The organism is Donghicola eburneus (assembly GCF_900115865.1).
GTDB lineage: Bacteria > Pseudomonadota > Alphaproteobacteria > Rhodobacterales > Rhodobacteraceae > Donghicola > Donghicola eburneus.
This window is the reverse complement of the sequence record NZ_FOXY01000011.1, coordinates 29477-41183: the sequence shown is the minus strand read 5'-3', so window position 1 is coordinate 41183 and position 11707 is coordinate 29477. Positions and strand designations below refer to the sequence as shown.

Below are 11707 nucleotides of genomic sequence, written 5' to 3'. Positions count from 1 at the left end.
TGTGCCTTTAGACCGACATAAACCGCTTTCCGACACGCTTTGCGCGAGGCATCTTAAGGTCTTCGATTTCCATGATCCGGTCTATGAACCGAAGCAGATTTTCTGGTACTTCGATACTGTCTTGTTCACATGTAGGCTTAGCATCAGCTGAGAATGCCGTCGCAATATAAACATCGGAGAAAGGCTTGAAGTAGTTCAGGTCCTGTATCGCTGTCTGCGTGAGACGCTCAGCCAATGACGCGTCCACGTCGAATAGCGAGGAGTGAAACTCTGGGTCAGCGATCATGCCCTTGGCCAAGAAGCGCCGCTTCGCCTTGGTCTTTTCACGGCCATATTTCTTCCGCGCATGCAGCAAGCAAAAGAGTTGATGTTGCGAAAAGCGTTCGTTCTGGCGGGTATCTTCGCCTACAAACGGTGCATCAAAGAGTTCACAGACTCGTTTGAGCAACGGCCCCATATTGGGTTCCTTAATCGACATCAGGTTGATCCGCGCACCATTTGCAATCGTTTGAAATTGTTGGAAGAACGCACTGAAACTAAAGACTTCAAATTGGTTTTTTTCGAAGAAGCAGTCAGCATAGGTCCGGATCGATGGGACATCTCTGGCGAAAAAATCCGCGTCAGAGACACGAAACAAACCACCCTTCAGGTACTGAGCAAAACTGGATCGAATGAATGATAAATGATCCCTGATCAGGAACAATATCTCTACATTTTCGGAGCCAAATAGATTTTGCAAACTACGAATGAGAGCTTGTGTGTCGCTCTTCTGTATGCGCGAATTCGCTAACTCTTCGGAGGACAGAAGGATGTTTCGGCAGCGCTGCTCTCGAGCTTCATCCGCAATCTGCTTAAGCAGCTCTGGGTACTCTTCGGCACTTGCATGATGAAGCGGTCGGTGGCTTCGGTACCCCTTCGTTTCTCTCCCCGTTTTCGGATACAGTAAACCTTGGCCACAATAGGTCTGATAGTGATCAGCAAAGTGGGCCTGTATCGAACTGGAAGCACACTTCGGCATGCCAACATGTAAGACAACCTTGGTCATTCCATTCTCCAGTAAGTTCAGACGCATACACCAGAGAGACCTTACGAGGTCGCGAATAAATTAAAAGAGCCACCTTCTCACGCTCCTACTCTGTCTGTTAAAGATCGGCGATTAACCACCTGTTTGCCTCGCTCAAGCAGCCCCCGCTTCGCAGAAATGCGTTTGAGGTTGTCTCAATGACGGAGATCGGATTTAACAAGGCCGAAAAAGACGAATGGGACACCGCACTATGACCAGCGCAAAAGCTGAGGGAAAAATTCTGATTGTCGGAGCAGGACTATCCGGTGCTGTGATTGGGCGCCAGCTAGCGCAGGAAGGCTACCAGATCACAATCGTTGACAGCCGTGATCACATCGGCGGCAACTGCCACACAGAGCGTGACGCAGACTCTGGTGTGATGGTTCACGTATACGGACCACACATCTTTCACACAGATGATGAAGAAGTTTGGAACTACGTCAACGAGTTCGAGACCTTCATGCCCTACAAGAACCGTGTAAAGACCACCTCGAAAGGCCAAGTCTTTTCCCTTCCAGTGAACTTGCACACGATCAACCAGTTCTTCGGCAAAACGATGCGCCCCGACGAGGCGCGCGCTTTTATCACTGAGGAGCAAGCGGACACCACGATCACAGATCCGCAGACCTTCGAAGAGCAGGCCATGCGCTTTGTAGGCAAGGATTTGTACGAAGCGTTTTTCAAGGGCTACACGATGAAGCAGTGGGGTTGTCATCCCAGCGAACTGCCCGCATCAATCCTGAAGCGTCTTCCGGTGCGTTTTAACTACGACGACAACTACTTCTTCCATAAATTTCAGGGCATGCCCGAAAATGGGTATACTGTGATGATTGAGCGGATGCTTGATTGCCCCGGCATTACCGTTCAGCTGAATACAACATTCACCCAAGACATGGCCGAGGGCTATGATCACGTGTTCTACGCAGGTCCTTTGGACGGTTACTTCGATTACAAACTGGGCCGTCTTGGCTACCGAACTTTGGACTTTGAGCGCTTCACCTACGAGGGCGACTATCAGGGCTGCGCGGTTATGAACTACGGCGAAGTCGACGTGCCATTTACGCGTATAACAGAGCACAAGCATTTTGCCCCGTGGGAAAGCCATGAAGGTTCAGTATGCTACCGCGAGTTCTCTCGCGCCGCTGAACCAGAGGACATCCCCTATTACCCCATTCGTCAGGTGAAAGAGAAAGCCCTCCTCAGTGAGTACGTCGAACTAGCGAACTCTACCAATGGCGTCACGTTTGTAGGACGCCTTGGGACTTATCGCTATTTAGATATGGACGTTACAATCCGTGAGGCTTTGGACACAGCCAGAGGTTTTGTCGCAGCAAAGCAGTCAAACGGGACAGTCCCAGCTTTCTTTAGCAATCCAACATAAGCTGACCGAACTAGCTTGGTTGAATGTGGACGAACCGCATTTAATCAAACTTGGCAACCTGAACGAAGGCATTTCGAGGCGAGCAAGGATGGGCTATCAATTTCACCAGCGCGCGCTGTCTATTCGCAACTAGGATGGCCCTGATACCTCAAAAGGATGCTGGCACGTCTTCTTTAGTGAATGCGAAGGTCACCACGCTCTTTTGTAAATATACGCGGCCACGCAGCAATACTGGAGCTATGAAGACACATGCTTTTCAATAGCCTCTTTCAAACTAAGACTAAAAGCCATACTCACGACGTCCTTTGGCTTGGGTTGCACAAAACTGGAACAACTTTCCTGCAGAAATCACTGGATCTGTCAGCAGACACATTGAGTTCGGCAAAAATACACTATGTAGGGCTTGAAGAATTCAGAGCTTCTTGGACGCGCCCCCTTCTGTACGACAACCATACTTCAGAGCCGGCACCTATTAGCATGCCAGACACAGCGAAATGGAGACTGATCTTTGATGAGAACATTTTGTCTCTAGTACAGCATGCGGTTACACCACGCGGCCTATACCCAGACGGTGCTGAAAGAGCCCTGATCATTGCAAACCACTTCAAAATGACGCAGCCACGGATCGTACTCGGCCTCCGAAACTTTACAGGGATGATACCGTCCCTTTATTGTGAGTCGCTCAAATCGACGCCTTTTAAGACCTTCGAGCGCTTCTGCTCTTTAGGCCTTTCTGAAATGAGCTGGCTACCACTCATTAATAGACTGAGAGAAGCTTTTCCCGATAGTGAGATGCTTCTGTATCAGGCAGAAGGTCTCCAAGGCCGTGAGAGACTATTATTGAGCGAAGTGACTGGGATTAGGCATAGTCCATTTAAACTTTTGAAGAACCCTGAGCGCCTTGGATTTTCGCAAGAAGCCGTAGATTGGCTACATGAGACCTCAAAGTTCAGAAAAATTTCCAGAGCAGATGTCCGATCGGCGGTCAAGGCGCTACCAAAAAACTCGAGGCGACCGGGCTTTTCGCCGTGGACGCCGTCAGAGACGAAACTTCTCAACGATCAGTATTTGCGGGACCTCTCAATATTACATGAGCGAGCGGTCAAACTCGAAAACAAACTTCGGATTTTAGATTTCGGATAAACTTACCCACTCTTAGCAAAGTAAAGCGCTTGAAGAGCTTCAAATTTTTTAATCTCTGAAAGCGAAGATACACTTTCAGCGGCTTCTTTAATTACAGGTTGGATTGCCGATAACTGCTCTTCAACAATAGCTAGGCGGGTTTCCAATGCCCTCACATAAGAAGTCTGCGCCCAAGACCCGACGACACCCGAAACATTTCCCTTTCGAAGTTCAGTTGCCATAGGTCCAATCTGAGATTTTGGAAGCGTCTCTAATGCTTTAGTCCAGACGTGATCATTTGGCACTGCCAATGTTTGAGCGGCACGCGCGGCATAAGGCCAGTGTGCATCAACCTGCAGACGCTCAATATGCCATGACATGTTGTTTAGCAGCCAAACCAAGGCCAAGACTTCCAAGTCGGGATCGCCAGTGGGATTTACTGCGCGGATATCTGCATGAATTGTTTCAAAATGCGCAAAAAATGCAGATAACTCATACCCTGTTGAGGTCATGGTTTGACCTGGTCGATTAAACCGGTGCGCGCACAAAATTGCATCGCAGAAAAGAACACTTCCTGCCTTTAGGCACACACGCCAATGAAAAGGGTTATCCTCGAAAAAAAAGTTGCCTTCTGGGAAGCGTAATCCAGTATCTCGGAGAAAATCAGCACGGTAGAATTTGCGCCACGGAACCGCAATCATGCGCAGTGCGTGATTCCGCGCAGCCCCATAATCGTTTGGAGCGAACTCTTTTACCTCTGACCAGAGTTTTGTATCAGCTGGTTGCCGAAAAGAGTCTTCCAACTCGTTATACTCGACATACCCACCTATAAGGACGTCGGGTTGTTCGCGCTCAAATTTCCTGCGGCAGTCTAGAAAGCCGCTAGGCTCCATCCAGTCGTCGCCATCCACAAAAAAAATAGTTTCGCAAGTCGGGTCGCTCAGCGCCTCGTAAAGACCGACATTGCCTGCCACCCCAACACCGCCAAATGTGTTGGTGCCCAATAGGATAACTTTCGACGAAACCTCAGGCCCGAGCCCGCTTTGCTGCAAAAGCTCTTCTATCTGGTCTGCACTACCATCAGTAGAACCATCGTCAACAACGATCACACGATCGCCATCCTCCACGCTCTCCGCCAATGATTTGAAGCAGCGTTCAAGATAGGGGAGTACATTGTAAGTGGTTACAATGAAAGTTGTCTTCATGTCATAGACCTAGAGAGAAAGACGTTTAGCCGACGCACAAGATCAGGGTCATTTGAAGCAGCAAGAGTCACAAAGGCTACTGTCATATTAGAAAGCAAAAAGTCGCGCGCCCTCGACATGAATGTTTGCCGCAATTTTTCATCTAGCAAACCATCGATCCACTGAAATAAGTTCAAATAAAACTCCAACGCTGCATCTGCGAAAGCTACCATGCGCTCCGGAGCAGACAGTAAGGCATTATGAACTTTGATCAGCGCATCGAACACCTGCAGTCTATCTTCACCTGATCGATTAGTCAGACGCGTGCCCTGGGGAGATACAAAATGTTCACAGCACACACGAGACGAGGCCATAACATTTGAACCCCGCAAAAAGCTTGTCCAATGCAACTCAACATCGTTGTGCACCATGATTTCCGTGCACTTGATATGATTGCTTCTCAAGAACTCGGTATTGTAAATTTTATTCCACGGATAGGCCGAAACACGACACAATCTGGCGGCTTCAGTCGCAGTGATAAAACGAGCCTCGCTTGACACATCAATCATATTCCAATGAAATTGATCACTGGCCAATGGCTCTTCGATTCCTAACGCTCTGCGACGGCTATCTACATGGCGAAACATGCAGAAATCGAATTTTGGCGTCTCTGCGTCGGCAATGTCTGAGATCAACTCATTGAAATCTGGCAATATTATATCATCGGAGTCGAAATACAGAACGTGGCTCGCGTCGACGACCTCGAGGCCAAAGTTTCTCGCGTAACCAGCGCCTAGCCGCTCATCACTTCGAAGCCACGTCAAACGCTCATCACTTGAAAAATCACCGATTTCGATAGTTTCCGCATTGCAGGGTGGATCAGATGCATCGTCAACAACTACCACCTGCACAATGGATGAAATCGACAGGAGTTGTGGCAAGAGACGCCGAAGACCCTCCAAATCGTTCCAAACTGGGACAACGACTGCCAGCGTAAATTTTTCTGAGGGATGGGACATTTACAACCGTCAAACAGTAAACAAGCGAAGGTCGTTTATCTCCAGCTCTCCAGATTCAGGCCGAATAAACAAGATCAACTCCCGCCACACTGCGGATGTCATCAAATCAGCATGCTGATCAATCTGAAGCGCATCGAGGTGTAAACTTTCCTCTGCGTATGCGATGGCAACCTTCTTGAAGAAGGTATCCTTAAACCCATTGGGACCACCACTCCGTAGGCATGGCCGGAAAGTCGTGGAGCTTGGAGCTTTGGACCGACAGGCGATCCCGAAGATCATGCTTCTGGACAAATCCATGTCACCGAGCTTGACATGCAGACCCAGCCACCGAGCGGCACCTTCAACTTTGAACTTTGCTGAGATCAGCTTACCCGGTTCGCTTTGCACATCAGCCGACGTTGGTGCGTCAGGATCAAACGCCATGAAAACACCAGGAACAATCTCTTCTCCGGAAGCCAATTTGTTGACTGGTCGATCAAGCTCTTTCAGGACTGCGAGCTTTGAATTCCCTTCGGCTTCAGGGCCGAGGTCAAGATCATGGGGCATTCTTCGCCTCTCTAAGTATGTGTAAAACAAGGCTGCTTGGACACGTGGATAGCTGGCAGGCCTTTTAGTTGTCAATCATGAGGATCATTTAGAACAGCTCTCTCAGACGAGATAGGATAGTGGCAGCGCGATTATCAAAGGTGTGACGCTCACGCACAAGCTTATGCAGGGCTAAAGCACGAGCCTCTCGCTCAAGGGGATGATCTCGGTAGTAGCAGATCATCCTATTCAGCTCCTCTGGGTCTCGCGCTAAGGGCACTGCCCCGAAAAACATTCCGGCCCCTAAGAAGCTGTCCGAGATAACGAACCCCCCAGACATGCCGATATCAAAGATGCGGTTTGATACGAAACCACGCTCTGCCATGTCCGGCCAATGATCGTTCAGGACAATATCCGCGTTTCTGTAGTAATGACCTAATTCCCGATTAGGTAGATTCTCAGCGATTACGTGGTCTTCTGCAATGGTCCCTTCCCATTCAGATCCATAGATCGACAGGTGATGGCCATACCTTATCGCATTAGCGATAACCCAACGCTCAGACTTACGAGAATTCCCTACGAACAACAGTTCGTGGCGCTGGGTGCTCTGGGAAGCTTTGCCCGCCATTATTGGATCAAAACGCATTGAATCGCTGCATTGCAGCAAGGGCGAGACCTTGCTCCCTAAGTCAGAGGTAAGGCGCTTCGCGTGCAAATATGATGATACAAAAACATGATCATACCTGTGCAACTCTTCGAGTTCTACACGATCCGGATGGCTCAACATCCACATCAAATTTACTGGCCCGCGCTCAGGCCTCCTGCGTCGCACGCCGCGCAATAAAATGGTTGCATCTGGATCAAAGTCATCGTTGTCCGCCCACTCGTCTGCCAAGACGATTTTGGCCGCCACTCCTAACCTACCGAAAGCTTCAGAGAGGCTCTCTGCAAAATGAAAATCGCCCCATCGATGTGCACGTTCTGCGTCGGGCGCCGGACACCTGATTGTAATCTTTGGAGAAACGTCACCATCTCTTAGAAACTTTCGTCGAACCGACAGTGCAGCGGGTGCAGAGGGACGGCTCACCGCCGATCTACTCAACTCACCAAAGGGCACTAAAATTTGGCGTTCTGAACACGCTTCACTTTGGGCAAGCCTCGCGAGAGAAGCCATGCTTTCGCATTGATCTGTACAAACCAGCCTCAATTTGCCACGACTTACTTCTGATGGGAAATCTACTGCAAATGCCCGCGCGACAACGCTTCCCGGTGAGGCATCTAAAAGCATCCATGTTGCTTCATCTACACCTGGGTCATAGTACCTTTTGAACACCTCGAGAGCCGACTTCTCATCAAAAACTGATTGCGCATGCAAAATCAGGTCGGCCCGCAATGTAGAGAGCGAACAAGTTCCAAGGGGATCGGGAGACAGGCCTGCGGCATAACCTTCTCTTGCAAAGTGCAAAATAGCGGCTTCATCAGGAAACCGACGACGTGCACAAACCGCTTCATAAGACGAAGGATCGAACCATGGAGCAACGGACCCACCGGTCCGCCAACCTCCATCCAAATGCTCGAGAAGCCTCATCCCCTCAGACGCCTCCTCTTGGTAGAAAGTGAGGAGGTGCAGCAAAGTACCTTTGTCGCGACAAAACTGCTGGTATGGCTCAAGAACGCACGGCCAATCCCCATGTTCATTTGGACCCAAGAGCCAATCTACAGCGCTTTGCACTTCCTGTGACGATGCATTAGCGAGAAACGTCAGCTTTTCCGAAAGTTGCCTCTTATTCACTAAGAGGGACCTAGCTTTCGAAGGTGTCATAAAAAGGCTAGCCTCTTGCGGGACATTTTTATCCAAATCACGAAACTCTTAACCTTAAAATTTCTTACATAAAGTTGAGCACATGCGACGGGTGAAGCAGTTTGTAAAAAACCATAACACGGAGATCAACTTATGAGCTAGATCCCTCTCATAGCAAGTCGCGATCTACATTTTGGGCGGCAATCCTTGTGCAGTTGTCATAGTTATGGTGTTCAGCTAGGGAAGTTTCATAACAAGACTTGGAAAGAAGAGATGCATTTAGAGAAAACCGATCTCGACGGCATTTTAGTCATGACACCCCGCCGATTTGGGGACCACCGCGGTTTTTTCTCGGAGAGTTGGAGTGCGCGTGCGTTTGCCGAGCAGGGTCTGGACTACACCTTTGTGCAGGACAATCATTCGCTGTCGTCGCAGGTCGGAACCGTGCGGGGTCTGCATTACCAAAGCCCGCCTCATGCACAGGCTAAGTTGGTGCGCTGCGGGCGTGGGCGGATCTTTGATGTGGCGGTCGATGTGCGATCGGGCAGCGCGACCTATGGGCAGTGGTTCGGGGTTGAGCTGAGCTTTGAAAATGGCAAACAGCTCATGATCCCTGCTGGGTTTCTGCATGGGTTCATGACCCTCGAGCCCGACAGCGAGATCATCTACAAATGCACAGATTTCTACGCCCCCGAATGTGACGGCGCCGTGCGCTGGGACAGTTGCGGGATCGAGTGGCCCGATGTGGGCATTGCCCCCGTCTTGTCCGAGAAAGACGCGGTCGCCGTGCCGCTCTCCGAGTTCAAAACCCCGTTTTAAGACCAAGGAATTCCCATGAAGCTTCTCGTCACAGGCGGTGCAGGATTTATCGGCTCTGCCGTGGTGCGGCTGGCCATGACCCGCGGCCATCAGGTCGTGAATGTGGACGCGCTGACCTATGCGGCCTGCCTCGATAATGTGGCGATGGTGGCAGACAGCCCCGATTATGCCTTCGAGCAGGTGGATATCCGCGACCGCGCCGCGCTGGATGCGGTGTTTTCCAAGCACATGCCCGATGCGGTGATGCATCTGGCGGCCGAGAGCCACGTGGACCGGTCCATCGACGGCCCGGCGGACTTTATCGAGACGAACGTCACCGGCACCTTCAACATGCTGGAGGCCGCGCGCACCTACTGGACCGCGCAAGGCAAACCGGACAGTTTCCGCTTCCACCATATCTCGACGGACGAGGTCTTTGGATCTCTGCCCAATGATCCCAGCGTGCAGTTCACCGAAGACACGCCTTACGATCCGCGCAGCCCCTATTCGGCGTCCAAGGCCAGCAGTGATCATCTGGTTCGCGCCTGGCACGAGACCTATGGCCTGCCGGTGGTGTTAACCAACTGCTCGAACAATTACGGACCCTATCACTTCCCCGAGAAGCTGATCCCCGTGATCATCCTGAACGCGCTGGCGGGCAAGGCGCTGCCGATCTATGGCGATGGCTCGAACATCCGCGATTGGCTCTATGTCGAGGATCATGCGGACGCGCTGCTTCTGGCGGTGGAAAAGGGCGCCGTGGGCCGCAGCTACAACATTGGCGGCGAGAACGAGCGCACCAATCTGGAGCTGGTCAAAACCCTCTGCGCCATTCTCGATCAGAAGCGCCCCAAAGAGGTGGGCAGCTATGCGGACCAGATCACCTTTGTCACGGACCGCCCGGGCCATGATGCCCGTTACGCCATCGACCCCTCGCGCATCCGCGAAGAACTGGGGTGGCGCCCAAGCGTCACTGTCGAAGAGGGGCTGGCGCAAACTGTTGACTGGTATCTGGACAACGAGAGCTGGTGGCGCGCCCTGCAAGACCGCCACGGGGTGGGCGAGCGTCTGGGGGTCAAGGCATGATCCTCGTCTTTGGCCAATCAGGACAGGTGGCGCGTGAGTTGGGGCGGCTGATTCCCGACGCGACGTTTTTGGACCGCGCGGCCTGTGATCTGAGCGCGCCGACCAACTGCATCGACGCGATCCTCTACAATCGCCCCCGTGCGGTGATCAACGCCGCGGCCTACACCGCCGTGGACAAGGCCGAGAGCGAAGAAGAGCTGGCCACGGTCATCAACGGCCACGCCCCCGCTGCCATGGCCCGCACCTGCGACGAGCTGCATATCCCGCTGGTTCATATCTCGACCGACTATGTGTTCGACGGCAGCGGCACGGACCCGCGCGGTCCGGAGGAGGCTACCGCCCCAGCAAACGCTTACGGCCGCAGCAAACTGGTCGGCGAAGAGGGCATCCGCGCCAGTGGCTGTGCGCATGCGATCATGCGGACCTCTTGGGTGTTTTCCTCGCACGGGAACAACTTTGTCAAAACCATGCTGCGCCTGTCGGACACGCGGGACATGCTGAACGTGGTCTCGGACCAAATCGGCGGCCCGACCCCCGCCCGCGATATCGCCTATGCCGCCATGGCCATGGCCGAGGCACTGATGGTCGACCCCACGCGCACTGGCACCTACCACTTCTCGGGCGCCCCCGACGTGTCCTGGGCCGACTTCGCCCGCGAGATTTTCCGTCAGGCGGGCCGCAAGGTGACCGTCAACGATATTCCCACATCCGACTTTCCAACCCCTGCCAAGCGCCCTCTGAATTCGCGGATGGACTGCGAGATTCTGCGGAATTTTACCCTCAACCGGCCTGATTGGAAGGCTGGTTTGACCACAGTTTTAGAAGAATTGGAGGTCATCAAATGACCCAGCGCAAAGGCATTATCCTCGCCGGTGGTTCCGGCACGCGGCTCTACCCATTGACCCTCGCTGTGTCAAAACAGCTGATGCCCGTCTACGACAAGCCGATGATCTACTACCCGCTGTCGGTCCTGATGCTCGCTGGCATCCGCGAGATCTGCATCATCACCACCCCCGCAGACCAATCCCAGTTCCAGCGCCTGCTCGGCGATGGCAGCCAGTGGGGCATGCGCCTCGAGTATGTTGTACAGCCCTCGCCCGATGGCCTCGCGCAGGCCTATATCTTGGCCGAAGACTTCCTTGATGGCGCGCCCTCCGCTCTGGTCCTCGGGGACAATATCTTTTTTGGCCATGGCCTGCCCGAGATGCTCCAAAACGCCGACGCCCAACAGACCGGCGGCACGGTGTTCGGCTATCACGTGACCGATCCCGAGCGCTACGGCGTGGTCTCTTTCGACGGAAACGGCACCGCGCAGGAGATTATTGAAAAGCCAGAGGTCCCTCCCTCAAACTACGCGGTCACCGGCCTCTACTTCCTCGACGGCGAAGCCCCTGCCCGCGCAAAAGAGGTCAAACCCTCCCCTCGCGGTGAGTTAGAGATCGTGACGCTGCTTGAAAGCTATCTCAATGAGGGCACTCTGACGGTGGAAAAGATGGGCCGGGGTTACGCGTGGCTCGATACTGGAACCCATGGCTCCCTGCTCGACGCAGGCAACTTTGTCCGGACCCTATCGGTCCGCCAAGGCATGCAATCCGGCTGCCCCGAAGAAATCGCCTACCTGCAGGGCTGGATCACCGACGACCACATGCGCCAGCACGCCGAAACCTACAAAAAAACCGAGTACGGAAAATACCTCCAAGGACTCATCAAAAACTGAAACGAAATCAG

General features: G+C 52.6%; 11 protein-coding genes. 6 read left to right on the top strand and 5 right to left on the bottom strand.

Annotation, left to right across the window (positions count from 1 at the left end; translation table 11 throughout):
• Positions 1-7: 7 nt before the first annotated feature.
• Positions 8-1045, bottom strand: a complete 1038-nt coding sequence (locus BM225_RS17140) for a hypothetical protein (protein WP_143095409.1) — start codon at positions 1043-1045, stop codon at positions 8-10.
• Between the two features lie 229 nt (positions 1046-1274).
• Between BM225_RS17140 and glf the strand changes: the two genes are divergently transcribed.
• Entirely contained in the window at positions 1275-2444 is a 1170-nt protein-coding gene (gene glf / locus BM225_RS17135; RefSeq protein ID WP_092465048.1) for a UDP-galactopyranose mutase, read from the top strand.
• A gap of 249 nt (positions 2445-2693) precedes the next feature.
• The gene (locus tag BM225_RS17130) at positions 2694-3587 is read left to right on the top strand and encodes a hypothetical protein (RefSeq protein ID WP_092465047.1); all 894 of its coding nucleotides are present in this window, start codon (positions 2694-2696) and stop codon (positions 3585-3587) included.
• Positions 3588-3589: 2 nt separating this feature from the next.
• On the opposite strand, the gene BM225_RS17125 is transcribed toward BM225_RS17130, so the two are convergent.
• The 4 genes from BM225_RS17125 to BM225_RS17110 form a co-directional block, all read right to left on the bottom strand.
• A complete protein-coding gene (locus BM225_RS17125) occupies positions 3590-4771 on the bottom strand; it encodes a glycosyltransferase family 2 protein (protein ID WP_092465046.1) in 1182 nt (393 codons plus the stop codon).
• A complete protein-coding gene (locus BM225_RS17120; RefSeq protein WP_092465045.1) occupies positions 4768-5769 on the bottom strand; it encodes a glycosyltransferase family 2 protein in 1002 nt (333 codons plus the stop codon). Before BM225_RS17120 ends, BM225_RS17125 begins: the two co-directional genes overlap by 4 nt.
• A gap of 9 nt (positions 5770-5778) precedes the next feature.
• Positions 5779-6315, bottom strand: coding sequence for a hypothetical protein (locus BM225_RS17115; protein WP_092465044.1), 537 nt, complete (start codon positions 6313-6315; stop codon positions 5779-5781).
• A gap of 88 nt (positions 6316-6403) precedes the next feature.
• Positions 6404-8152 (bottom strand): glycosyltransferase family protein, encoded by a 1749-nt coding sequence (locus tag BM225_RS17110; RefSeq protein ID WP_143095408.1) that lies wholly within the window; start codon positions 8150-8152, stop codon positions 6404-6406.
• A gap of 216 nt (positions 8153-8368) precedes the next feature.
• Between BM225_RS17110 and rfbC the strand changes: the two genes are divergently transcribed.
• From rfbC to rfbA, 4 genes are read left to right on the top strand one after another with little or no spacing between them, the layout of a single operon-like run.
• On the top strand, positions 8369-8914 hold the full coding sequence (gene rfbC / locus BM225_RS17105) for a dTDP-4-dehydrorhamnose 3,5-epimerase (protein WP_092465042.1): 546 nt from the start codon (positions 8369-8371) through the stop codon (positions 8912-8914).
• Positions 8915-8929: 15 nt separating this feature from the next.
• Positions 8930-9979, top strand: coding sequence for a dTDP-glucose 4,6-dehydratase (rfbB, locus tag BM225_RS17100; protein ID WP_092465041.1), 1050 nt, complete (start codon positions 8930-8932; stop codon positions 9977-9979).
• Positions 9976-10824 (top strand): dTDP-4-dehydrorhamnose reductase, encoded by an 849-nt coding sequence (gene rfbD, locus BM225_RS17095; RefSeq protein WP_092465040.1) that lies wholly within the window; start codon positions 9976-9978, stop codon positions 10822-10824. Before rfbB ends, rfbD begins: the two co-directional genes overlap by 4 nt.
• Positions 10821-11696 carry a glucose-1-phosphate thymidylyltransferase RfbA gene (gene rfbA, locus BM225_RS17090; RefSeq protein WP_092465039.1) on the top strand — a complete coding sequence of 292 codons (876 nt, stop codon included), beginning with the start codon at positions 10821-10823 and terminating at the stop codon, positions 11694-11696. Before rfbD ends, rfbA begins: the two co-directional genes overlap by 4 nt.
• Positions 11697-11707: the final 11 nt, after the last annotated feature.